The following is a 25,231-nucleotide window of genomic DNA, read 5'->3' as shown; positions in this document are numbered from 1 at the left end:
CTTCCAGAATAGCGGTACTTACGTCGCCTTAAGCCGAAGGCGTAGCTTGCAAATCGCGCGCTTGATCAGCCCACATGATAGGAATGCCATCGCGTATCGGGTACGCAAGCTTATCTGCCTTGCAAATCAGTTCTTGCGCTTTTTTGTCATGCTCAAGCGGACCTTTGCAGATCGGGCAGACCAGAATATCAAGCAATCGATTGTCCACGGAGTTTCTCCACAATTTTTTCAGCAAACGCAGCATCAAGCTGCGCTGTTACAGGCACGACCCACAAACGGGGATCGTTTCTCAAACCATCGTTTTGCCGACATTTTACTGCATCCTTCTCTGTCATCAGAATCACATCCGCTTTGACCGCAGCAAACGGGTTATCGGCAAAATCATAATGATCAGGCAAGGCCATCTCTTCGAACTGCAAACCGGCATTGCGCAATAGCGTAAAAAACCGACCAGGATTACCAATTCCGGCAGCCGCCAATATCGTAGGAGAGTGTTTTCCTTCGGCACTTACAAAGGAACTCAAGGCACTCGTTTGCGAACGATCATTCAGTTTTTCTGCAACTGTTCCGACAAGCTGCATGCTGACCGTATCCGATGGCATGCCGTCTGGCAAAACCACGCCATTCACCACGGTAAAATCACGGCGACGCGATGCTGTTTCGCGCAATGGGCCAGCAGGCAGCAGCCAGCCATTACCGACACCACGGCCATCGAACAACACGATTTCGATATCTCGCTCCAAACGGTAATGCTGCAAGCCATCGTCTGAAACCAACACGTCAACTTCCGGATGCGCAGCCAACAAAGCGGTCGCTACAGCAACCCGATCACGCCCTACCATGACCGGACACTCTGCTCTGTGCGCAATCAGCAAAGGCTCATCACCAACTTCCTGCGCCAAGGATTGCGACGTCACTACCTGCGGCACATCGTTATGCACACCGTAACCGCGTGAAATCACGCCGGGCTTGAAGCCGGCTTGACGCAAAGCCTGCACCAACCAGATCGTCAACGGCGTTTTGCCAGTTCCACCAACAAAGATGTTGCCCACGACAATGACCGGCACCGGCAAGCGCTGGGTTTTGGCAATACCAAATTGATAGGAAATTCTGCGCGCAGCGGAAAGCGCGCCAAACAAGCCGGATACCGGTAACAGCAAGCAAGCCGCTAGCCCGCGCTGCGCCCACGTGCGCGTCAAAAATGCTTCGAGATTGGAGCGTTGGAGAGCCAAAGACGTGATCCCGTAATGAAAATGCTGCCCTTCATACCTGAAGCGACAGCATCGAAACTATAGAACTTACTAAATGACAGGATTTACTTTTTACCGCTGGTCTGCGCCGCGAACGTGACCTTGGAATAACCAGCGATACGCGCCGCTTCCAATACATTAATCACGGTTTGATGCGTGGTGGTTGCATCAGCAGCGATGATGACTACCGGATCAGGATTAGCCTTGCCGGAAGCCGCCGCAGCTGCGGTCAGTTCCGCCGCCAATCCTTCCGGATTTTGCACCGCGACACGATTATTGTTAATCGAATAGCGACCTTGCGCATCGACACCAACGTTAATCTCGAACGGTCTGCCCATCGCCTTCTCCGCATCTGCGGTCGGCAATGTAATCTGCAAAGCAGTGAACTTGCTATAGCTGGTCGATACCATCAAGAAGATCAGAATCACCAACAATACGTCGATGAAAGCGATCAAATTGATTTCTGGATCTTCGCGACCTTGTCCCTTGCGGAAATTCATCAGGTTTCCAGTCTCTTACTTGCGTGAACCATGCACGATATCGACAAACTTCACCGCTTGCTGCTCCATGTCGATAATGAAGCTATCGACCAGTGCACGGAAGTGCCGGTAGAACACCAATGATGGCATCGCAATCGCCAAGCCGAAGCCCGTGTTGTACAAGGCTATCGAAATCCCATGCGCCAGTTGCGCCGGATTCGCGCCTGTACCGGTTGCGTTCTGCGAACCGAAAATCTCGATCATGCCAACCACGGTACCGAACAAACCCATCAACGGTGCCAAGGTCGCAATCGTACCCAGCGTGGTCAGGAAGCGCTCCAACTCATGCGCAGTACCGCGCCCTGCTTCTTCTATCGACTCTTTCATCACATCGCGCGGCGCATCAACGTTACGCATACCTGCTGCCAACACACGACCGAGTGGTGAGTTTTGCTCCAAGGTGGTCACGACGTTCGCATCGATCTTGCCGTTGTGATAAACCCGAATGACTTCGTCCAACAAGTTCGGCGGCAAAATCCGGCGGCGGCGCAAATACAGGCTACGTTCAATAATCAGGGTCAAAGCAATAACTGAAGCAATCAGCAACAGCCAGATAGGCCAGCCTGCTGCGTGAATAATGGCGAGCAAAGTAAGCTCCTTCTTTGGGATTCAATAAGTATGGATGGAGAATGTAACGTTTTGGCGCAGGGAGAGCAAGTTTCTACCAGTGTCGGCTTGACAGCCTTGCATGACGAGCGATAACGCCATGTTAACCGGCATCCGCACTGCGCCTGAAAATTCTTTTAACAACATGACCTCCCGGCAAAACGACTTGTGCACATTTTCTGTGGATAACATTGTGCGTAACTGTGTGTAAGCAGTCGAAGTGATTGATTTCAAAGAAAATTTTTTCCGCGCATAGAAATGAGGCAGTGCATATCCTTGATGATATCTCTACTCTTTTTGCTTACTGCCATGTTTCCGAGCTACATCGGCCGCCACATTCCAGCCAGCATCAGAGAGAGTTGTCGCAGTGGTGAGAAGTTCACAAATGCCATCTCATCCTCAAACACCCCGCATATAAAAACGCCCGGCATCGATTACTCGATGTCGGGCGCATATACAAACTTGATGTTCAGACACGCATACGCGTGCCCTGATTTATTAAATACCGCGGAACACGGCACACTGTCTGAAGGCTTCTTCCGAAAATGGAATCTGCTTGCTCTTGCAGTATTTCGAAGTCAGCTTGAGCAATTCCTTGATATCGCGGCCGCTGCACTTCGCATAGATATTACTCAGCGAGTCGATCAACTCGTCCGACAGATCCGCATGGAATTGCGTCGCCAGCGATTTCCACAGACGCATGGCATCTTCCTTCGGTGGCACCTCGTACTGGATGGTCGCAATGCAACGCGACAAGATCGCGTCATCCACATCACCGATACGATTCGTCGTCATGAACAGCAAACCCTTGAAGTATTCCAGCGTACGCAGGAACTCGGCAACGATCGCGTTGTGCTGCAAATCGTTGTCGCGGCAACGGATGTACACGTCCGCCTCATCCAGCAACAGGATCGCATCCCAGCGCGCGGCGCGGCGCAGGATTTGCGACAGATTCTGTTCGACAGAAGCCGCCGTGATACCTAGCTGGCCTGAGTGCACGCGATACAACGGCTTGCCAACCACTTCCGAATACACTTCTGCCGTCAGCGTTTTGCCGAGACCTGGCGCGCCTTTGCAGAGAATAGTGGTACCGCCAGATTTACCTTCGACGATATCTTCCATCAACACGCTCATATCGGCGGTGAGGATGTCTATCAGTTCTCTGTGCTGTGTCGGCAGGATCAGCTTCTCGCGTAATTCCGGCTTGTATTGGTATGAAGTCAGATTCTGTACGTGCACCCAGATGTTCTGATGCAGCTCCAGATGGAAGAGATGCACATAGCAATGCAGAGGAATTCTCTCGAAACCTTGCGCAAAACCATTCTCACGCCAGAATTCGGCATCGGCCATCATCTCGAAGCGACGATCCAGAATTTCTTCGTCATTGACGCATTTCGCGACGACGCCGTCCTTCAAGGTCAGCATGCCTATACGGTGTTTTTCATCCATCGTGAATGCTGCATTACGCGCGATGAACTGCTTACCAAATTGACGCTGATATGTAAGGAAGCGCTTGGATTGCTTTTCGTATTCCTGCTTGAATTCGGCGCATTCCTTGAAATAGCCAAGCTCGCTCAACAATTCCGGAATCGTACGATTAACGATGTCGTGTGAATTGATCACGATCGCATTCGTCATCCCGGAGCGGCGCATGCGCAGATCGGATGACTCTTCCTTGCCTGCAGCTTGCATCGTATTAGCGATCAGATCGATCACGACATACGGCGCGCCTTGGTCTGGCACAACATGGCGCAGACGATGGATCAGCCACGGCAGCAGCACACCATCTTTATTGCGTTTGTACAGCCAGCCGTCGATCACATCACGTGAAAAATACGCGGCCAGCCCAGGTACCAATTTATCCAGATCGGGAATCTTGCGTGCCTGCGGTGCACCAAGAATATTGTCCAGTGCCAGCATCTGGTACATCAAGGAGCGATCGTCTTGCGCTTTGCACAAGGTGTACAAGGTATTCATCGCTTTCGCGTCGAATAACTTGCTGGAAACAATCATGCGGCCATGGCAAATGCCATGTTCGGAAAGCCGTTTGGCCAGTGGAGATTCTTTCTCTATCATCTCCAGCAGCACATTCACCATCGATTCCGGTATTTCAAAATCCATCACAACTCCATGCTAATTTCGTGTTCGGCACAGGTGGGTGCCCGATAAAATCCGTGCGTCATCAATGCAATGCCAATGCGGACAACTCAAAGCAGAAAACGTCAACAATCAAACATCATTGTGCGATATTACAAAAGAAAACGGCTTCCATATCTGGAAGCCTTCTGTCTGTTTGATGCCTATCGCCGAAATCGTGATTCAGCAGCGCACGTCTGGCATGTCTTCCCGTTATCAATGCTTTTTCGTGTTTCTCGTAGTATTCGCCCGACCGCATTGCCGCGTCCATCATAAAGCAATAACTTGGGCATGTGAAGCCAAGGCCCATCACCTATACGGACAGGGATAGTGCATATCCAGCCAAATAGCGCGCATATCCGGCCATGCTGCACTTGCACATATTTTCAAATACGCTTTTCGGACAATCAGAGAATCCAGACTGAAAGAAAGTCCTTATACTAGCGGGCCACGAAACAAGATCAATTCGCCACGGAGTCTCAGTGTCCAAAGGTATTACGTTTTCAGTTACCAGCTCCGTGCTGTTCGCCGTTCTCTATTATTACTCCACCTTGCTGGTACCGCTAAGCGGCGAAGAAATTTTCGGCTGGCGCACATTGTTGACCTTCCCTTTCCTGACCATATTCATCTGGTCTGGCGGCCGCCAAATCATGGTGAAAATGCTGGCGCAACGGATGCTGCAAAATCCCAGCCTGCTGCTCGGTGCGATTGCGACATCCGCATTTCTCGGCGTACAACTATGGCTGTTCATGTGGGCACCGCTACATGGTCGTGCGCTCAACGTGTCGCTTGGCTACTTTTTATTGCCGCTCACGATGTTGATGACCGGCCGCATCGTCTATAAGGAACGTCTATCGCGCCTGCAGAATCTGGCCGCACTATGCGCCGCATTCGGCGTGGCGAACGAGCTGTATCAAGTGGGCAGCTTTTCATGGGAAACGCTGACTGTTGCACTCGGCTATCCGGTCTACTTCGTGTTGCGTCGTCGCCTTGGTTCCAACAATATCGGCGGATTGTGGTTTGACATGGCATTCCTGCTGCCAGCTGGTTTGTGGTTCGTCTATGCCGGCAATCTGGACTTCGCTACGCTTCACGATCATTCACGCTTGTATCTCTTGATTCCATTGCTCGGCGTGATCAGTACGTTTGCTCTGATCTTCTACATGTTGGCGAGCCAAATCTTGAGCTTGAGCCTGTTCGGTCTGCTCGGCTATGTCGAACCTGTACTGCTAGTGGTGGTTGCCTTGTTGCTGGGAGAAAGCATCAAGGGCGCGGAATGGCTGACCTACATTCCGATCTGGATCGCGGTATTGCTCCTGATCGTTGAAGGCGTTAAAACCGTTTATACGCGGCACAATCTGGATACGTAAAATTGCTGAATCAAGCCGGACGCATCTTTACAGAGACGTCCGGCCAGCGCTCAGAACTGTTCCCAATCATCTCCCGCACCCGCCAAAGCCGCGACCTTGTCATTCTTGATGGCAGGTGCCTCCTTGCTTGCAAGCTGAGCAGGTGCCGGATTGCGTGACAACACAGGCGCACTTGGTTTGGCCGGCAATGTATTCAACGCTGATGGCAGCACGTGCAAAACCTGCGTGCCGTCCAGCTTGAACACGCTGACAACTTTTACCAAATTCCCGGCCTGATCCTGCAAGGAAGCGGCAGCCGCTGCGGCTTGTTCTACCAAGGCTGCATTTTGCTGCGTGGCTGTATCCATCTGCATGACGGCTTGATTGATTTGTTCGATACCAGCAGTTTGCTCCTGGCTGGCCGCGGTGATTTCTCCCATGATGTCGGTTACGCGCCGCACACTAGCCACCACTTCCTGCATCGTGGTTCCTGCATCATCGACCAGACGTGCGCCCACATTTACTTTACTTACTGAATCGCCGATCAGATTCTTGATTTCCTTCGCGGCAGCAGCCGAACGTTGCGCCAGATTACGTACTTCACCTGCAACGACCGCAAAACCGCGCCCCTGCTCGCCAGCGCGCGCCGCTTCTACTGCCGCATTCAAGGCCAGGATATTGGTTTGGAAAGCGATGCCATCGATCACACCTATGATGTCTGCAATCTTCTTGGCAGAATCGTTGATCGATCCCATCGTATCGACCACTTGCGACACCACAGTGCCGCCCTTGATCGCCACTGCAGAAGCGGTCATGGCCAGTTGATTGGCCTGACGTGCGTTGTCTGCATTCTGTTTAACCGTGCTGGTCAACTCTTCCATCGACGATGCGGTTTCTTCCAATGAACTGGCCTGTTCTTCGGTGCGAGAAGATAAATCCAGATTGCCGGTTGCAATCTGTGTCGATGCAGTCGCAATCGCTTCGGTGCTGTAACGCACTTCCCCGACGATGCGTACCAGACTGGTATTCATTTCCTTCAATGCCTGCAATAACTGCCCCGTTTCATCCTTGTATTTGACATCGATCACGCTACTCAGATCACCAGCGGCAACAGTTTGCGCGATCTTGACCGCCTCATTCATAGGCTTGGTAATCGAGTGCGATATCCAGTAGGCAAAGCCGATGCCGGCAATCGCCGCTGCGATGCCGAGCGTCGTCATCATGGTTGTTGCCGATTCAATATGGCCGGCTGCTTCGTCACCGCTCTGCTCTACTATTTTCTTTTGCAGTACTGACAATTGCACAATGACTTTTTGTACCGCATCCAGCGCCGGCAGCGTTTCTGTCAGCATCGTGTGCATCGCCTCATCGCGCTGGCGGTCGGCGACCATTTTCCCGACCTTGGTGAAAGAAGCGACATACTGCGCGCGTACCGCCTTGAATTGCGTCACCAGCGTTTTTTCTTCTTCGCTAGTGACCAATTTATCCAGTACGGCAACGGCATCATCGATGGTCTTCTTGTTCTGTGTGATGGCAGCATAAATGGCCTCGACCTTGGCGGGATCTGTTTCTATGAACAACTCCATATTGCGGCGCGCATTGGCGAGCGTGGTGCCATCTATCGTCGCAGCCGCTTCTGCCTTGACCCAATCGGTATCTATCATCTGACGATTGATTTTCCCAATATCGGAGAAACGAACCAATGCAAAAACGATCAATATCGCTGTCAGTACGAAGATCAGACCGAAGCACATGCCCAGACGGGCGCCAATTTTTACATTCAAGATGTTCATTTTTCTTTCCCCAAGCAAGTCGTGACGACATCTATTTAAAGACGCCAGCGCATTTCAATACTCAAATTCCATTACCATCTGTTTTTATTGTCTGCAGCTATGCACATTCCTAGGGCAGCAAGAAATGGCACTTCACTCATTTCGTGCGCCCAATACCTGTGCAACCAAGAACCATCCCAAGCAAGAACACTTATGAACTCTGATCGTCCAGCACCGAACAATCCCTCCGCACCAGCCGTGCTCAGCGTCTCTGCGCTGAATCAGGCTGTCTCACGCATGCTGGAACGCAACTTTCCTTTATCGTGGGTATCCGGTGAAATATCCAACTTCACTTGTGCTGCATCCGGACATTGGTATTTCACGTTAAAAGACAGTGCAGCCCAGGTACGTGCTGTGATGTTTCGTGGTCGTGCTCAATATGCAGATTTCATGCCACGCGAGGGAGACAAAGTCGAGGTGCGCGCACTGGTGACGCTGTACGCGCCGCGCGGCGATTATCAGTTGAGTGTGGAAGCGATACGGCGCGCCGGCGTCGGTAATTTGTATGAAGCTTTTTTACAATTGAAGGAAAAGCTGAATGCTGAAGGTTTGTTCGATCCAGCGCGCAAACGCCCTATACCCTCATTCGCCCGCACGATAGGCATAGTCACCAGCCCGCAAGCAGCCGCTTTGCGCGATATTTTGACCACGCTGAAACGACGTGCGCCGCATGTGAACGTCATCCTGTATCCGACGCCTGTACAAGGCGAAGGCTCGGCCAACAAGATTGCGCAAGCGATAGCCACTGCTTCTGCACGTGCCGAATGCGATGTGCTGCTGGTCTGTCGCGGTGGCGGCAGCATAGAAGATCTGTGGTCCTTCAATCATGAAATCGTCGCGCGCACCATCGTCGGTTGCGACATCCCGGTCATCGTTGGCGTTGGCCATGAAACCGACTTCACCATTGCCGATTTCGCCGCCGACTTGCGTGCACCGACACCGACTGCAGCCGCTGAATTGGCTGCGACGCCACGTGCCGATTGGCTGGCGCGACTGGAAGCGCAAGCTGACGATATGCGTCTGACAGTGAAGCGACAGTTATCCGATACCGCACAAACACTGGACTGGCTCTCGCGTCGTCTGATCAGTCCATCGGCTTACATCGCGCATGAAAGAATGAAGCTGCAAAACCTGCAAGCACGTCTGGGGCACGCTACGCGCATTCCACTCAGCAAGGCACAATTTGCACTGGCGCATCTGCGCAATCGCTGGCTGACGCAGTTACCGGATACGCAAGCGCAACGGCTGAATGTCGTGAATCATGCGCGCCGTTTGAGCAATCAAATGAATAGCAACATCGCCACGCAGCGCCAAACCCTCACCGCGCTTTCCGCCCAACTGGAAATGCTGAACCCGCAACGCACATTGGAACGTGGTTACGCCATGATCACGGATGAAAAAGGAAAGATCGTGCGCGCGCCGAAAGAACTGCAACCACGACAAAGCGTGACGGTGCGATTGGCTGAAGGTACCGCGCAAGTAGGCATCGCCAGCGTGCAAGAGACGCTGGAATAGTTGCACAGCACAACACATACGCGGCAGCTTGAGACAGTGACTCACCCACAAATAATAATAAGAATTATTCGCATTAAATAAGACGGGAAATAAATTCCTGTAAATCGTACAAAGCCTGATGTTTATTGGCCTGGCGCCGAATGTCTGCGCAACAAAAGTGCACGTTTCAAGCTATTCTCTTCACTTCATTTTCTACCTTGTTGGAAATTGATCTACGTCGTGTGCAAGCAAGACGTAACCGCTTTACAATGAACGCCTTTCAAAAAGACATCTTCATTTTCAACCCCCATAAAGAAGGACGACCATGGAACATACCCTGCCGGCACTGCCCTATGCGTTGGATGCACTTGCTCCACACATCTCGAAAGAGACGCTCGAATTCCACTACGGTAAACATCACCAAACTTATGTGACGAATTTGAACAACCTGATCAAAGGTACCGAATTCGAAAACGCATCCCTCGAAGAAATCATCAAGAAATCCTCCGGCGGCGTTTTCAACAATGCAGCTCAAGTATGGAACCACACGTTCTACTGGAACGGCCTGAAGCCTAACGGCGGCGGCGCTCCAACTGGTGCAGTTGCTGATGCGATCAATGCAAAATGGGGTTCCTTCGACAAGTTCAAAGAAGAATTCACCAAGTCCTGCGTTACCAACTTCGGCTCCGGCTGGACATGGTTGGTGAAAAAAGCTGACGGCTCGCTCGATCTGGCTAACACCTCGAACGCTGGCTGCCCACTGACCGGCGCTGACAAACCATTGTTGACCTGCGACGTGTGGGAACACGCTTACTACATCGACTACCGCAATGCGCGTCCTAAGTATGTTGAATCGTTCTGGGCATTGGTTAACTGGGACTTCGTTGCGAAGAACCTGGCTTAAGCCATCTGTCTAATGCAGACCTCAAGGTCTGCATCGATCACAAAAAAACCTTGCTCTTATCGGCAAGGTTTTTTTACGTCTGCGATTTTGTTGACATCCCATTGCTGCTTGCCGGATGAAGCTTGAGCACCGACCCATGTCCGCTGTCAAAATACGTTTCCCCGCAATCCGTCGTTTAGCGTCACGTACACATTCGTCCACAAAACGACGCTGCCATCACTGTTTTTTTCAAAAATATTCTTTGCATACGATGTGAGCAGCAAGCGTGGAATATACACGCTTGCTCGCCTGTTTCTCCTCTGAAACATCGTTTTCGGCATGGCATCTCTTGCCTAGCAAAACTGTCTATCCGTCAGATCGACTACTGCATTTGCAGTATTTACTCTTGCGGAGAAATCCCCAACCATGCGCAGGAAATCAATTCTCTTTCTTTTCTGCCATGAACACGTCTTACCGCAATCTATGGAATCCTGTCCTCGGCACCTGGGTCGCCGTTTCTGAACTCACACGCACTCGCGGCAAGCGTAGCCGAGGTGGCAGGTGTGGACGGATATCCTTATCGATACGCGTAGCCATAGTCAGCTTGCTTGCCGGTCTGGCCAGCCCTTCGGCGATGGCAGGATGTACTGCGACTGGATTGACAGTGATCTGTACAGGAAGTGCGAATCCAGTAGCTCCCAACTATGCAAGCGGTGCGAATAATTTGTCCGTCAACATTATCTCGTCAGCCGAACTCGGTGTTTTGAGTGGGGTTGGGGGCACGGCGCTGTCCTTGACTGGCAATAACATCACGCTGATCAACAGTGGGACGATTGATCCGTCGGTTTTAGGAGATTCGAGCATCTTGAGTAGCGGCGCAGTCATTGGCAATGCCAATAACTCAACGGTCAATATTACCAACGATAGCAACGGAGTCATCAAGGGGACAACAGGCTTGATAAGCTCGACCCTGCCCAATCTGAACGGCATGGCCCTGAACGTGAACAACGGCACTAACGGCACGACCAGGATAGTCAATAATGGCAGCATCTCTTCAAGTGCGCTGTCAGGTGCACAGGGCGTACAACTTGCCGATGCCGCTGTAGTGGCAGTTCGAGGTGGATCATCCGTTGAGATGACCAACTCGAGCATGGGTATCATCACTGGTCGAGTAGCATTCGAGTCTTCGACCAACGGTAACAGCTTCCTCAATGCCGGGATCATCATGGGCAGCGTCTCTCTCGGTGCCAGCGGTAATAACACCTTTACCGCGATGACTACCTCAATCATCAGTGCAGCAGGCGGCACCGCTTCCAGCCTCGCCGTGACGGGTAACGCTGGTTTGACATTCGCCGCCACCGGCACTGTGGATGGCGGGGCCGGCGGCAACAATACGCTGATTCTGGACGGCAATGGCACAAGCATCGCCTCGTCTGCCGTCTACACCAACTTCAACAAGCTCACAGTCAATGCCGGCATCTGGAACTTGCAGGGTCCATTGGTTAGTGACAGCACCACCTTGAATGGCGGTACTGCAATGTTCAATTACAACGGCACCTTTGGTACAGGCACACTCACTTCCAACGGAGGGACGGTACAGGCCAGTAACGGCGGTCTCAATCTGCTCAATGCTATCGCCCTGGGCACAGGTGGGCTGACGGTGCAGGGTAACAACGATCTTGCTCTGAGCGGTACGATTACTGGCAACGGGTCCTTGAACAAAGTGGGCACAGCGACGTTGACTCTCACTGGTGCCAACGACTACACCGGCGGCACTACCGTCAGTGCAGGTGCACTGCAAGGCAATAGCAACAGTCTGCAAGGCGCCATCACCAACAACGCCAACGTGATTTTTAACCAGGCCAGCAACGGCACCTATGCCGGAAATATGGATGGTTCGGGAAGGTTGACCAAGACCGGCACAGGAACATTGATCCTGGCCGGCAGCAACAATTACGCAGGTGGCACCTTCATCAACGCCGGCACACTGCAAGGCGACAGTCTCAGCCTGCAAGGCAACATCACCAACAACGCTGCACTCGTGTTTGATCAGGCCGGTACCGGCACTTACGCTGGCGGCATCAGCGGCAGCGGTTGGCTGACGAAAACCGGGGCTGGTACCTTGACGCTTTCCGGCGTCAACACGTACGTCAGTGACACTGCCATCAACAACGGCACCCTCATCGTCAACGGTTCCATTAACAACTCGTTCATCAACGTCAACAACGGCGGCACGCTAAGCGGTAGCGGTACGGTGGCAAGTATGGAGGTGAACACAGGTGGCGTGCTGGCGCCAGGCAATACCAGCGGCACCTTGACTGTTAATGGCGTGTTGGCCTTCGCGCCGGGCTCCTCCTATCGCGTACAAGTCGATGCCGACGGTCATGCAGATCGTGTCAACACCGATAGCGCCATACTCGCTGGCAGCACAGTCGATGTACGCGCCAGTTCGGGCAACTATGCGGCCAACACCACCTACACCATACTCAATGCTTCGAGTGGTCTGTTCGGTGCTGGCACCTTTGATGGCGTGACGTCCAACCTCGCCTTCCTGACACCGACATTGAGCTACGACGCCAACAATGTCTTCCTGAATCTGGCGCGTAATGACATCAGTTTTAATTCCGTCGCCAACACACAGAATCAGATCGCCATCTCGAATTCTTTGCAGAGTCTGGGCATAGCCGCCACTGGAGACATGAACACTATCATTACTGCCTTGACTGGTCTGTCAGCCGAACAAGCGCGTGCCAGTTATGACGCGATGAGCGGTGCCAGCTTGAGCGCGATGAGTCGTGCTGGCGCTGGCTTCTCTGCTGGCGTCGGCAGTCAAATGCGAGCACGTCTGGCAGCAGTCAGCGGTAACAGCACTTCAGCCTATGCTTTTGGCACACCAGTGCAGTTGACAGGCAAGGATCATGTCTATGACTTGTTCTCTGCTGCTACTCCTACTGCATCGCAGTCTTCCTCTGCTTCTTCCAGCCTCACCGGTCTGGGCGCTTCAGCCGACACTTCCTTGAATAGTTATGGTCGTGGTTTCTGGTTACGTGGTTACGGCAACTATCAATCGACCAGCAGCGATGGCAATGGTGTCGCTAGTACGGTGCGCAGCAATGGCTTGAGTCTGGGTTTTGATACGGAAGTCAGTGAAGGTTTGATCGTCGGTGTGGCAGGTACCTTCGGCAAATCCAGCTTGCGTTTCGATAGCAACGATACCGGTCGTTCGCGTGATCGGGCGATTGCTGCTTATGCGAGTTACAAGACGGGACCGTGGAACTTCAATGGTTCGGCGAACTTTGCTTTTAACAGCAGCAATATGGCAAGACAGATCGTAGTCGGTGCGTTGACGCGTACAGCGACATCTGCCTTTGATGGTCATACCGCTTCTGCCTATGGCGAAGCGACCTACGATATTCAGATGCAGGATTGGATGTTGCAACCGTTGGCAGCTTTGTCTTTAAGTCGTAGCAAGACGGATGGCTTTACTGAACAAGGTGCCGGTGCCTTGAATCTGCAGGTAGCAGGACAGACGACCAATTCGGTTAAAACCTTGTTCGGTGCGAAAGCACAGTTTGAAGTCGGACAAGTGAAACTGGAACCACGTCTGGCATGGGGACATGAGTTTGGCGATGCGAATGCGCCGATGACGATGCAATTTGCAGGATCGGCCGCACCGTCTTTCCTGGTCTCTGGCGTGAAGTTGCCACGCAATAGTGTGATTGCAGGTTTGGGACTCAGCAGTAATATCAGCAAAGGCAGCAACAGCAACCTGTCCCTCTTCGCTGATGTTCAGGGCGAGTACAACAGCAGACAGAGCAATGTGGCGCTGTTGGTGGGAATACGCAGTCGCTGGTAAGAGCTATACGAACACACTCTTAGCGCGGCGCTTCCCATTCCAGTATCTTCCACTGCGAGGACACACCATTCCATGACATTTCCAGTTCGTCTTCCGCTACAGCAAGCAGACTGACTTCCATCTGCTTATTCTCCAACCACGGCAAGGTCGAATGTTCTATGCGCCAGCCGCTGGCGTTGCGTCTGCCGAATGAGATTTCAAAATCCAGCAGGCGCTGGGCATCATCGATTTGCGCGATGTCTGCCATCACTATTCCTTCAGGCCATGCCACGCTGCGTTCGCGCACGTGCATCACATATACACCGGCGATCATCACAAATTCTTTGGGCGTTGTGCAATTCGATGCTGCATCCATTTTTTGCAATACGGCAAAGGCTGCGGCAGAATCCGGCAAGTGATGCCAGTCTTCCAGATACACGCCATGCACGCCGGTTTCAACCAATTTCTCAGGCTCGAATCGCATCACGCCAGCATCCGGCGTTGCGGCCGGCGGTTGATAATCGACCAGTCTATGCCAGCTACATATCTCAGCTTGCGGCGTAGCGACAACTTCCGTGATGCCGGCAAATCCCTGCTGCCGCGCCAGCCATGCCAGCTGTTCCGCATTGCACTCATCCAAACTACGCGTCTGCGAAAAATCGGGGCGCGCTGCCGGTATCCGAATATCAGCATGCCAGCGTCCGCATTGCAGCCAGAAAACTGTCGTCGTCGTATCGTGAACGCCGGGCGCTTCCAGCAAGCTGCGACGCCAGACGCCTCGATAACGCGCTGGTACTACATCCTGTACTGCATCCATAGCTTCCATCTTGCTCATCATATTCATCGTTCATGCCATTTCGAAAAGTATGCAAACCGCGATAAAACACGAAGTCGTGATTCAACTAAATTTGAACGCCTACTGGGTGCGCAATCTTTTTTAATTTGCGTATGCCGTTTTCTCAGTTGTGTTCGTCACTGGATAGATGGTTGCGGCAATCGCAGCCGCCGTGGCTACCGATCCAAAGATGCCACCCTCCACCGCTATCATGTCCAGCGCAGGCTGTTGCAGTGCCGGATTGCTGGCCGCACAGGCATCACCAACCACGATGCAGTTGTAGCCGCGATCGACCGCTTCACGCAGCGTCGAATGCACGCAGACCTCGGTTGTGACGCCGCACAAAATCAAGGTATCGATTTCATGATCTTGCAATATCTCCTGCAGCGCCGTTTGGTAAAAAGCGCCGTAACCGGGTTTATCGATCACGGTTTCTTCCGGCAAGGGCGACAGTTCATCGATGATGTCGTGGCCGTATTCGCCGCGCACCAGCAAACGTCCCATCGGTCCGACGCTACCGATAGCGGCACCTGCATGTATGCTGCGGGCCATTTTTTGCGGCGGGCAATCCGACAGATCAGGCACATGACCTTCGCGCGTATGCAGGACCAGAAGCTGTGCCTGTCTTGCCGCATCCAGCAGCAAGCTGATGTTGCTCACTACCGAAGTCAGACGCGTCACATCCAGCCCGGCTTGCGCCGCATAACCACCCGCTGCGCAAAAATCGCGCTGCATGTCGATCACGATCAGTGCCGTTCTTTCAGCCATCGATGAACTCCTTGCGCAAGGCTGCGGCTATGCGCGTAGTCACTTCATCTATCATCAGCACGCCTTTTTCTGCCGTCGCTCCCTTGGCTGACGACAAGGCACCGGACGACGGCACCCAGTGCGTGCAGGTCGGATACATGTCGTACGGTGGGAACACGGCAGCCGGATGTTCCGGCAGTTGATCAAGTCGTACCAGATCAGGGAAGTAATGCAACATCATCGAGGTCTCGATCACGGCCGCATGTTCCAGTGCAAAGCCGGGGAAGCCTTCAGGGAAAATTTTTTCCAGCGTTGTTTCGGTGATGAAATCCCAGTATTCCAGACGCATTACGCGCAGTGGTGAATTCGGTCCGACACGACGTCGCGCGAGGTCTATGCCTTCCGTCAGAAACCACTGATTTTCATAATGAGCGGATACCACTGCCACATTGCGTACACCGTGCCGTGCCAATTCCGCGATGATGTCGCAGGTCAGGCTGGCCAGCGTGCTACCGTCAAGGCTGGTGGTGCCGGGGAAATGCTGACCACCACCGCATTTAGGTTGTGACTTGTAGCCGAAGTTGATCGGCGGCGCGACGATAGCACCTATCTGCGCGGCGACCGACTGCGATACGGCATTCGCCAGCAAAGCATCGGTGCCCAGCGGCAAATGCGGACCGTGCTGCTCCAGTGCACCGACCGGTAGCAACACGATGACGTTGGGGTCCTGTATGCGCTGCTCGTACGTCACCCAGGTCAAATGATCCATTCTCGAATTATCCATACATCTCTCCATTAGAAGCTATTGCAACGTAAGCAGCGTTTGCGACCATGCAGTGTTCACAGCATCAACGCGCCACCATTCGGACTTAATGTCTGTCCATAGAAAAAGCGTGCGTGATCACTGGCGAGGAAAACCACCGTTGATGCAATTTCGTTCGGATGCGCCGCGCGCGCGGCCGGAATCGCCAACTCTTTCTCTTGCCATTCCGCACTGATCTGGTCGAGTGACAACATCGCGGTATCGGTCGGGCCGGGCGCAACGGCATTGATGCGGATGGCCGGTGCGAACTCGCGCGCCAGCGACTTGGTCAATCCGATCACACCGGCTTTCGCTGCGCAGTACACGCCGAATTCATCGCGGCCCAGATAGGCCAGTTCGGATGCGACATTGATCACACAGCCGGCAGCGCGCGGCACCATACGCGACAGCGCGGCGCGACTGCAAAGAAATACCGATTTGAGATCGGTAGCGATGACACGATCCCATTCTTCTTCGGTGGTTTGCAGAAACGGTTTTTGCAACAGGATGCCGGCGTTGTTGACCAAGATATTCAATGGTCCCATCGTGGTTTCTATCTGCTCGAACATCTGTTCTACAGCGGCGGCATCGGTGACATCGGCATCGAACGAAAACGCAGACCCACCCTGCTCGCGTATCGCCTGTTCCAACTGCAGCGACAATGCAGGCTGGCCGAAATGATTCAATGCCACTTTGGCTCCCGCTGCCGCCAATGCCATTGCACACGCACGTCCGATACCAGTAGCGCTACCGGTGACACAGGCAATCTGCCCTGACAAATCGAGCTTGATCATGCCATCACCTCGCCCCGACTCACGACCAGTGACTGACCGGTAATGGCAGCTGCATCATCGGATGCAAGGAAAAGAAAACTGCGCGCGATCTCGGCCGGCAGAATTTCGCGCTGGATCGCCTGTTGCGCGAGTACCGTACGTCGTGCTGTTGCAATATCGCAGCCATCGCGTGCCGCCATCGCCGTCAGCGAACGCTCTGCCGCATCGGTAAATACCCAGCCCGGACACACTGCGTTGACGCGTATGTTGCGTGCGCCGAGTTCCCACGCGAGCGAGCGCGTCAGACCGATCACCGCATGTTTGCTGGCAACGTAAGCGGAGAACTCCGCGACGCCTATGCGTCCCCAGATCGACGCCTGATTGATCACACATCCGCCATCGGGAATGTGCGGCAGCAGCGCGTTGGTCAGGCGCGCCATGCTGGTCACATTGTTATCCAGCAGTCGGGCGAAGCTGGCTGCCACATCGACGGCCGCAGTCAGCGGCGTCGGATATTCAACGCCGGCATTGTTGACCAGCACATCGATGTTTGGAATTTGTTCGGCCAGCGCAGCGACTTCCTCATCGGAAGAAAGATCGCATGCAAAAACGCTCACGTCGGCATTCGGCATCGTCTGCAACGCAGTCGCCAGACCTTCAGCATTACGGTCGAGCAGCAGCGTGCGGCAACCTTGTGCCGCAAATGCCTGCGCAATCGCCAAACCAATGCCGCTGGCAGCGCCGGTAATCAACACTGAGCGGCCGGTCAATCCGTAGTTGATCGTCATGTGCTGCGCTTGCTCAAATGGCAGTTAGAAACGACACGCCAACTGCACCAAGAAAACCATCGGCGCGACCATTGACGTCCGGTGGCAACACCTGTCCGTAATCTGCGGACAGCACGCGCTTGACGCGATTGATGTGGAAACTTTTCAGCAGTATGCGTACCGGGATCACCTGGCTGTTAGCTGCATCGTACAGTTCGCGATGGAAGGCAGGCAGTCGGTACCACGGGATCGTGGGCCGTGCGTGATGCGCGTTGTGAAAGCCAAAATTGAGCCACAGCATGTTCAGCCATTTGCTGTCGATGCCAACCACATTGCTGTAGGTATTGGCTTGCTCGTAAGCACGATCGCGCACCTTGTCGTTCGGTATCGGCGACTCGTCGAGTATCGGATACGCATCGTATGTATGCTGAAAGCAATCGGCAAAACGCAGCACGGTAATGAACACGACATACGCAATCGCATACAGCACCAGCGCCGACAACGAATACCAGGCCAGTGCCGCAAACGCAACAGTGCGTACGATAAAAATGGCGATGATGCGGGTGCGCGATTTATCTGCACTCGGCTTGATGAAGGGCAGCGCCATCACATAGGCGTGCATGATGAATTCAACCGCAGGGATATACGCCCATTCCAGCACCAGCACCAACTTGCGCAGCCAGGCCGGTCCGTTGTTCAGAAAACCCTGCACATGGAAGGTAATAACATCGGCGCGTTCGACGTGATGTCGCATGTGCTTGCGGCGCAAATCGGCAAACTTCGCATAGCAGCTGCCATTGATCCACGTCATGACCGTGCCCCAACGCGCGTTTGCTTCAGGCGTCTTGAAAATCGCCTGATGCGCGTATTCATGGATGAAGTAGGCAGACCAGATCAGCGTCAGCGTCACCAGCAAAAAGCCGGCCGCCTTGGCCAGCCAGAACGGCTGTACCAGCAAAGCTATACCCAATGGATAACCCAGCAATGTAAATGCCATCGCTGCCGTGTTCGGCAAGGTGCCATCTGGATATCGATAGTATTGCGCAATCATTGTTACCTCTCTATATCAAGACAGGCCGAGATCGGTCCGCGTCTGACATCCATCTGCAAAGCGATGGAATGTCACGCATAGGCCGACCCGGCCGCTCTCATTACTTCTTCTGCAATTCGGTGACGAACTGTGCATCGATGGTCGATTCGGTCGGCGGAATGGTCTTGATCTGACCCTTCGCTTTCAGAATGCTGCTGATGATGTCGCCGCTGGCGTAGTAGGACGTGGTCTCGCTTGACTTCACATAAGCCTTCGGCATTTCAGCCAATGGAATGTTGTAGACGCCGGACAGTTGTTCCTTCACTTCCTTGGCCGAGATACCCATGAACTTGCCAATGATCTTGGCAGCTTCATCTGGCTTGGCTTTCATGTAAGCGAGCCCATCGAGATAGGACTGGATAATGCCTTTGATTTCTTTCGGATTGGACTTGATGTACTTGTCGTTGAACACCAGCACGTCGGCGATCAGGCCAGGTGCATCTTTCGACGAATACACGACGTGGAATTTCTTGCCACCGCCCTGGCTGACGATCTGCGACAGGCTAGGTTCATAAGTGACGCCGACCGGCATCTGTCCCGAGGCCATGGCTGCCGGCACCGATTCCGGTGTCATGGCAACTGAGGTGATGTCCTTGTCGGTCATGCCATTTTTTTTCAACGCATACGACAGCAAAAAATCAGATGGTGACAATGGATTGAAGCCGATTTTCTTGCCTTTGAAATCACTAACTTTAGTAATGCTGTTGGCCGCAACAATTGCATCGCCGCCGTTTGAATAATCGATAGGCATCACCACACGCTGCTGCATGCCCAGCGCGACCTGGCCGATCACCTGGTCATACGTCAGCATCGCACCTTGCACCGAACCGCTGGCCAGCGCGGCAGGAATCAATGCCGGATCACTGAAGACGTTCAGCTTGACGTCGAGGCCGTATTTTTTGTACAGATTGAGCGACTCTGCGACATAGAAAGGGCCGTAGCCTATCCATACCACTGTGCCGACATTGATCTTGCTCGCGGCGAAAGATGCACTGGCAGCAATGAGCAGCACAGCACCGACGGCAACACGGCACAGCGCACGATAGACATCGTTCTTGAATGTGATGGGGGCTTGCGTACTGGTAGAAAAAGGCATGGCAAAACTCCTGGTCGAATAAGTGGGCGCAAGGAGAACGGTGCTGCAATTGTTCTCCCGGGCTTTTATCCCTCCGTGGAGCCTCACCATCGAGGCCGAAGTACTCTCGGACCAGGCATCATCTGCACGCAGGCACATGATCGGAACCCTAGTACTTCTAAGTAAGAACCTGTTTACGATCTGTAGCGAGAGGTCATCAGCTGGTGGCGGCCGGAGCGCAGAAACCGGAACGTACATAAGTACGTGAGGATTTCGAGCACCGCCCGACGCCGGATCATGGCCTCGCAGTAAGATCGCAAACGGGTTCTAGACGACTTGCAATTAAGCACAATTGCAACTCGCTCTTCCTGCATGCTTTTAATAGCAAAAACGGTGCCAATCAAAAACCGGCTTTTATCCTCGATTTGGCTCGCAAACGGCACCCATTTCGTGATTTGTATACTTCCTTGTGCACTACTTCGTCACACTTGCGCTATCAAAGTGCATCGCTGTTTTTGCATCGTGTTAATGACGCTGCATTGCCTGCAGCATCAGCAATAAAAAAGCGGTCACGTACATCTATACGCGACCGCTCTGATTAAGCACTGATCAATTAAAAACCGTAGCTGAGGGAAGCGGTGACCTTGCTACTTTGATGAACTGCAAAACGGTTTTCACCACCGATCAAACCTTGCAGACCCCAGGTCAAACCGGTTTTGCCGATAGGCTGGGTGATGCCAACGATCAGATGACGGAAGCCACTGCCGCTAGGTGCATTACCAGCCACGCAGGCACTGACGTTGAAGCTTTCTCCAGCCGCGCAAGCTGTGCCACTGGCGGTATCAACGGTACCGAGGAACTTGCCTTCCTTCTTGTACGTGTAATAACCGAGAGATGCATTGAGCGTGATGTCATACGGCAATGGCTTGGTGTAGTTCAGCGTCCAGTAGGTATCACCCTTGTTACCCCAGACCACATCATTCAACAAGGTTTGCGCATTCAATGCGAAGTCGCCATAGCTGACACCGAGTTTGGTTTCCAGCGCATTCGCATCCTTGCCATTGATGTACACATAACCTGTCATGCCTACCGTGTAGCCAAAGTCGCCGATCTTGCCGGTGTAACCGCCGTAGAAATCATTTTCAATTGATTTGTCCGATTGAAAATCAGTGATGCTGCGATCGTAATAAGACTGTCCCAAACGCTTGTAGGAATAGTTGACTGTCGATGCCCAGTAACCTGCATAGAAGCCGGATGGATGCGTCCAGTCTGCGCCCCATTGTAAGGCCGCTTTATCGGATTCAGGTGCATCAGCACCTGCATTGCCGAGTCCCGGTTTGCTCGGGCCATAAGTGTCTGTGATACCGCGCAGGATGTAGCGATTGACTACATCAATGTGCCCGGTCCACGACGATGCATCAGCGATGGGCGCAGTAGCCGCTTCCTGCGCCATTGCACCACCAGTGACAAAAATACTGGCGCCCGCCAGCGTTAATCCAAGAGTGCGATAGAAAGACATAACAATTCCTTTAAAAGTATGTAAACAAAGGCAAGGCGCCTCGACTATTGAACAGCAACGACAGGGGGTACTACATTAAAAACAGCGATGTGCTGACCAGCGGCAACCGGCGTGCCTTCGCCTACCAGCCATTCGGCGAGTACGCCGGTATCGGTAGCGGTCAACTGAATTTCCATCTTCATTGATTCAAGAATGGCGATCGTGTCGCCCTCGGCCAGCGTGTCGCCGACTTGCGCCACGATCTTCCACACGCTGCCCGGTACGATGGCGGACAGGTAGCGACTGCCTTCCGGCAATTCCACTTCGGTACCGGTGCTGGCAACGGCTTCTTCGCTGACCCATTCGGCCTGACCGGAATGACGCCAGCGATCGCGCTCGGCCTCGAATGCGGCTTGCTGCTTATCCTTGAAGGAAGAAATGGATACCTGTTCCTGTGCCAGGAACTTGTTGTAGTCGGCTAGTGAGAAGGTCGTCTCTTCTATCCGCACATCAAAGCGCCCGAGCGGAAAATCGCGTCGGTGTTCCAGCAACTGTTCTTCACTGACTTCGTAAAAACGGATTTGATCGAAGAAGCGCAACAGCCACGGTTTGTTGTCGCGGAAGCTGTCGGTCTGTCTGTAGCGATTCCACATCTGCACGGTGCGACCGACGAATTGATAACCGCCCGGCCCTTCCATGCCGTACACGCACAGATAGGCACCACCGATGCCGACGGCGTTTTCCGGCGTCCAGGTACGTGCCGGGTTGTACTTGGTGGTGACCAGACGATGACGCGGATCGATAGGCGTGGCGACCGGCGCACCCAGATAAACGTCGCCCAGACCCAGCACCATGTAACTGGCGTTGAAGACAACGTCGTAGACTTCCTTGATCGAATCCAGTCCGTTGATGCGCTGAATGAATTCGATATTGCTTGGGCACCAGGGCGCATCCGGCCGCACTGTGGTTTGATATTTTTGTATCGCCAGACGTGTTTGCGTATCGTTCCACGCCAGCGGCAGATGCACGATGCGCGACGGCACCACCATGTCATCGACAGCCGGCAATTGCTTGATCCGATCATCGATCAAGCTGATCAACTGATTACCTGGCAATTGCCTGTGATCAAAATGCACTTGCAGCGAACGTATGCCCGGCGTCAGATCGATCACGCCGCGCAACTTCGCATCTGCTATCGCCTGCATCAAGGCATGCACGCGGAAGCGCAGATTGATATCCAGCACCAGCTCGCCAAATTCAACCAGCAGGTAATCGTCGCCGGCACGGCGGTAGATGATGCGCGTGCCATCGTCCAGTGTCGTTTCTCTAATGATGGCGGTCGATTGCGTGCCGGCGTCACTGACTGTCGGCACAAATGTCGGCGCAGCAGATACACCATTTTCAAACACGCTTTCCTGCAACTCGCGCATCGCAGCAGCCTGCTCTACCGACACGCGGATGAAGCGCACGGTATCGCCCGGTTTCAACTGGCCTATCTTCCACAAGTCTGCCGAGACGATCACCGCTGGACACACAAAGCCGCCCAGACTCGGACCGTCGGGGCCGAGTATCACCGGCATGTCGCCAGTAAAATCTATCGAGCCGATCGCATACGCGTTGTCGTGAATATTCGATGGATGCAAGCCAGCTTCGCCACCATCGCTACGCGCCCAGCGCGGCTTGGGTCCGATCAGACGCACGCCAGTGCGACTGGAGTTGAAATGCACCTGCCAATCCGTACCAAAGAACATCGCGATATCTTCATCGGTGAAGAAATCAGGCGCACCGTGCGGGCCGTAATGGACGGCAACTTCCCATGCGTGTGTGTATTCAGGCACGGCTTGCGGTTCGGCTGCACGCGGAGTTACATCGACGGCATTCAGTTTCAAGACATCGCCAGCGCGCAATGCGCGTCCACCATGTCCGCCGAAATTACCGAGCGTGAAGGTGGCACGACTATCCAGATATTCCGGCGTATCCAAACCACCAGCGAAAGCAAGATAAGCACGTACACCAGCGCCGCTGACATTGCCGCAGCGTAAAGTCTCGCCAGCCTTGATCTGATGTGCCTGCCAATTTTTCAGCGCACGCTTGCCATCCGGCCCGCTCACGCTGGCACCCAGATCGGCACCAGTCAGTGCAATCGTGCACGCACAGTTAAAACTCAAGGTCGCGCCTTGCAAGGTCAGCTCCAGCGTTGCTGCCTTGAGATCGTTACCTAGCAAATGATTGGCGTAGCGATGCGCATAAGCATCCATCGGACCGGAAGGCGGAATACCAACTGCCCACAAACCCAGACGACCGGGATAATCCTGCACTGTGGTTTGTATGCCGCCATCGATCACATCAACAGTGCGCGGCTGATACGGCATGCCGGCCAGCATCTGCGTGATCTGTTTGCCTTCGACAAATGTGCGGTAGCCAAGTATCGTCGCGAGGTAGGCGAGATTGGTTTCTATGCCGTCTATGCGTGTGGTCTGTAAAGCCGTGCTCAGCGCCTTGATCGAGGCCGCACGGTCATCAGTCTTGACGATCAATTTGACCAGCAGCGGATCGTAGTAAGGGCTGACGGTAACACCACGTTCTACCCAGGTATCAACGCGCAAACCGGCGGCAAACTCAACCGCAGTCAAGACACCGGACGATGGCTGGAAATTTTTCGCCGGATCTTCCGCATACACACGCAGTTGCATCGCATGCCCTTGCGAGCGCAGATCGGTTTGCTTGGGCAAGATGAAGTTGCCATCGGCCGCACGTATCATCCACTCAACCAGATCGACACCGAACACTTCTTCCGTCACGCCATGCTCAACCTGCAAGCGTGTATTGACTTCGAGGAAGTAAAACTCGCCGGTGTCAGCATCGAGCACATACTCCACCGTGCCGGCGGATAAATATGAAATCGATTCCGCGAGGCGCACTGCAGTTTCTGCCAGAGCCTGGCGTGTGGTTTCCAGCAAACCCGGCGCGGGTGTTTCTTCTATCACTTTTTGATTGCGACGCTGCACCGAGCAATCACGCTCGCCCAGCGACACCACATTGCCGCGTCCATCGCCAAAAATTTGCACTTCAACGTGACGCGCATGCTGGACGAATTTTTCCAGATAGATGCCGCTGTTCTTGAAGTTGTTTTCCGACAGATGCTTGACCGATGCGTATGCACTCAGTAATTCCTCCGCATCCTTGCACAGACGCATGCCGATGCCGCCGCCACCCGCCGTGCTCTTCAACATGACTGGGTAACCGATGCGCTGCGCTTCCCGCAATGCTTCATCTGCATCGTTCAACAAACCGGTACCGCTAAGCAAAGGCACTTTGGCCAGTTGCGCCAATTCACGCGCGGTATGTTTAAGTCCGAAGGCACGCATCTGCTGCGGTGTCGGTCCGATAAAGACGATACCGGCAGCGGCACAGCTTTCAGCAAATGCCGCGTTCTCGCTCATGAAGCCGTAACCTGGATGGATCGCTTGCGCGCCCGTTTGCTTGGCTGCGTTCAATACATTTTCGGCGGAGAGATAACTTTCACTGGCGGCGGCCGGGCCGACGCACACGGCTTCATCTGCCAGACGCACATGCAATGATTCGACGTCTGCTTCCGAATAGATGGCAACGCTCTTGATACCCATGCTGCGTGCGGTACGAATGACACGGCAGGCGATTTCCCCACGATTGGCGATTAGAATTTTTGTGAACATGTTTTTGGCCGATTTGAGTTTTTTG

At 53.6% G+C, this 25,231-nt stretch carries 19 protein-coding genes, 1 other RNA gene and 1 riboswitch; of the genes, 4 read left to right on the top strand and 16 right to left on the bottom strand.

Annotated features, from left to right (window positions below; translation table 11 throughout):
- Positions 1 to 28: 28 nt before the first annotated feature.
- From BQ6873_RS16535 to BQ6873_RS16515, 5 genes are all read right to left on the bottom strand, one after another.
- Positions 29 to 208 carry a Trm112 family protein gene (locus tag BQ6873_RS16535; RefSeq protein WP_076593641.1) on the bottom strand — a complete coding sequence of 60 codons (180 nt, stop codon included), beginning with the start codon at positions 206 to 208 and terminating at the stop codon, positions 29 to 31.
- Positions 189 to 1,232, bottom strand: coding sequence for a tetraacyldisaccharide 4'-kinase (lpxK, locus tag BQ6873_RS16530; RefSeq protein WP_076593640.1), 1,044 nt, complete (start codon positions 1,230 to 1,232; stop codon positions 189 to 191). Before lpxK ends, BQ6873_RS16535 begins: the two co-directional genes overlap by 20 nt.
- An 83-nt stretch (positions 1,233 to 1,315) precedes the next feature.
- On the bottom strand, positions 1,316 to 1,750 hold the full coding sequence (locus tag BQ6873_RS16525; protein ID WP_076593639.1) for an ExbD/TolR family protein: 435 nt from the start codon (positions 1,748 to 1,750) through the stop codon (positions 1,316 to 1,318).
- A 15-nt stretch (positions 1,751 to 1,765) separates the two neighbouring features.
- Positions 1,766 to 2,377 (bottom strand): MotA/TolQ/ExbB proton channel family protein, encoded by a 612-nt coding sequence (locus BQ6873_RS16520; RefSeq protein WP_076593638.1) that lies wholly within the window; start codon positions 2,375 to 2,377, stop codon positions 1,766 to 1,768.
- A 516-nt stretch (positions 2,378 to 2,893) separates the two neighbouring features.
- On the bottom strand, positions 2,894 to 4,516 hold the full coding sequence (locus BQ6873_RS16515; protein ID WP_076593637.1) for an AAA family ATPase: 1,623 nt from the start codon (positions 4,514 to 4,516) through the stop codon (positions 2,894 to 2,896).
- Positions 4,517 to 5,013: 497 nt separating this feature from the next.
- Between BQ6873_RS16515 and rarD the strand changes: the two genes are divergently transcribed.
- A complete protein-coding gene (gene rarD / locus BQ6873_RS16510; RefSeq protein WP_076593636.1) occupies positions 5,014 to 5,901 on the top strand; it encodes an EamA family transporter RarD in 888 nt (295 codons plus the stop codon).
- Between the two features lie 50 nt (positions 5,902 to 5,951).
- Here rarD and BQ6873_RS16505 read toward each other — a convergent pair whose 3' ends face one another.
- The gene (locus tag BQ6873_RS16505; RefSeq protein WP_076593635.1) at positions 5,952 to 7,673 is read right to left on the bottom strand and encodes a methyl-accepting chemotaxis protein; all 1,722 of its coding nucleotides are present in this window, start codon (positions 7,671 to 7,673) and stop codon (positions 5,952 to 5,954) included.
- Positions 7,674 to 7,865: 192 nt separating this feature from the next.
- Between BQ6873_RS16505 and xseA the strand changes: the two genes are divergently transcribed.
- The 3 genes from xseA to BQ6873_RS16490 all read left to right on the top strand — a co-directional run bounded on the left by xseA (position 7,866) and on the right by BQ6873_RS16490 (position 13,945).
- Positions 7,866 to 9,227: an exodeoxyribonuclease VII large subunit gene (xseA, locus tag BQ6873_RS16500; protein WP_076593634.1), complete on the top strand. Its 1,362-nt coding sequence runs from the start codon at positions 7,866 to 7,868 to the stop codon at positions 9,225 to 9,227.
- Positions 9,228 to 9,531: 304 nt separating this feature from the next.
- On the top strand, positions 9,532 to 10,110 hold the full coding sequence (gene sodB, locus BQ6873_RS16495; RefSeq protein ID WP_012080441.1) for a superoxide dismutase [Fe]: 579 nt from the start codon (positions 9,532 to 9,534) through the stop codon (positions 10,108 to 10,110).
- A gap of 439 nt (positions 10,111 to 10,549) precedes the next feature.
- Complete coding sequence (locus tag BQ6873_RS16490; protein WP_076593633.1) at positions 10,550 to 13,945, top strand: autotransporter domain-containing protein; 3,396 nt, start codon at positions 10,550 to 10,552, stop codon at positions 13,943 to 13,945.
- A 19-nt stretch (positions 13,946 to 13,964) separates the two neighbouring features.
- On the opposite strand, the gene BQ6873_RS16485 is transcribed toward BQ6873_RS16490, so the two are convergent.
- From BQ6873_RS16485 to uca, 10 genes are all read right to left on the bottom strand, one after another.
- A complete protein-coding gene (locus BQ6873_RS16485) occupies positions 13,965 to 14,768 on the bottom strand; it encodes a hypothetical protein (RefSeq protein WP_076593632.1) in 804 nt (267 codons plus the stop codon).
- 93 nt (positions 14,769 to 14,861) lie between these two features.
- Entirely contained in the window at positions 14,862 to 15,527 is a 666-nt protein-coding gene (locus BQ6873_RS16480) for a cysteine hydrolase family protein (protein ID WP_076593631.1), read from the bottom strand.
- Positions 15,520 to 16,290, bottom strand: coding sequence for a creatininase (locus BQ6873_RS16475; RefSeq protein WP_076593630.1), 771 nt, complete (start codon positions 16,288 to 16,290; stop codon positions 15,520 to 15,522). The genes BQ6873_RS16480 and BQ6873_RS16475 overlap by 8 nt, the downstream gene beginning before the upstream one ends.
- Before the next feature lie 56 nt (positions 16,291 to 16,346).
- Positions 16,347 to 17,102, bottom strand: coding sequence for an SDR family NAD(P)-dependent oxidoreductase (locus tag BQ6873_RS16470; RefSeq protein WP_076593629.1), 756 nt, complete (start codon positions 17,100 to 17,102; stop codon positions 16,347 to 16,349).
- Positions 17,099 to 17,869, bottom strand: coding sequence for an SDR family NAD(P)-dependent oxidoreductase (locus tag BQ6873_RS16465; RefSeq protein ID WP_076593628.1), 771 nt, complete (start codon positions 17,867 to 17,869; stop codon positions 17,099 to 17,101). The genes BQ6873_RS16470 and BQ6873_RS16465 overlap by 4 nt, the downstream gene beginning before the upstream one ends.
- Positions 17,870 to 17,882: 13 nt before the next feature.
- Positions 17,883 to 18,899 carry a fatty acid desaturase family protein gene (locus tag BQ6873_RS16460; protein WP_076593627.1) on the bottom strand — a complete coding sequence of 339 codons (1,017 nt, stop codon included), beginning with the start codon at positions 18,897 to 18,899 and terminating at the stop codon, positions 17,883 to 17,885.
- A 100-nt stretch (positions 18,900 to 18,999) separates the two neighbouring features.
- Positions 19,000 to 20,034 (bottom strand): ABC transporter substrate-binding protein, encoded by a 1,035-nt coding sequence (locus BQ6873_RS16455; RefSeq protein ID WP_083664497.1) that lies wholly within the window; start codon positions 20,032 to 20,034, stop codon positions 19,000 to 19,002.
- 52 nt (positions 20,035 to 20,086) lie between these two features.
- Positions 20,087 to 20,197, bottom strand: a riboswitch (guanidine-I (ykkC/yxkD leader).
- A 7-nt stretch (positions 20,198 to 20,204) separates the two neighbouring features.
- Positions 20,205 to 20,279, bottom strand: a non-coding RNA gene (locus BQ6873_RS16450) — sX9 sRNA.
- 347 nt (positions 20,280 to 20,626) lie between these two features.
- A complete protein-coding gene (locus BQ6873_RS16445) occupies positions 20,627 to 21,532 on the bottom strand; it encodes a TorF family putative porin (RefSeq protein WP_076593626.1) in 906 nt (301 codons plus the stop codon).
- A 44-nt stretch (positions 21,533 to 21,576) separates the two neighbouring features.
- Positions 21,577 to 25,206 (bottom strand): urea carboxylase, encoded by a 3,630-nt coding sequence (uca, locus tag BQ6873_RS16440; protein ID WP_076593625.1) that lies wholly within the window; start codon positions 25,204 to 25,206, stop codon positions 21,577 to 21,579.
- Positions 25,207 to 25,231 lie beyond the last annotated feature (25 nt).

Origin of the sequence: Herminiimonas arsenitoxidans (genome assembly GCF_900130075.1) — a bacterium.
GTDB lineage: Bacteria > Pseudomonadota > Gammaproteobacteria > Burkholderiales > Burkholderiaceae_D > Oxalicibacterium > Oxalicibacterium arsenitoxidans.
Note: the sequence above shows the minus strand (reverse complement) of the source record. Positions and strands in the feature narration are given on the sequence as shown.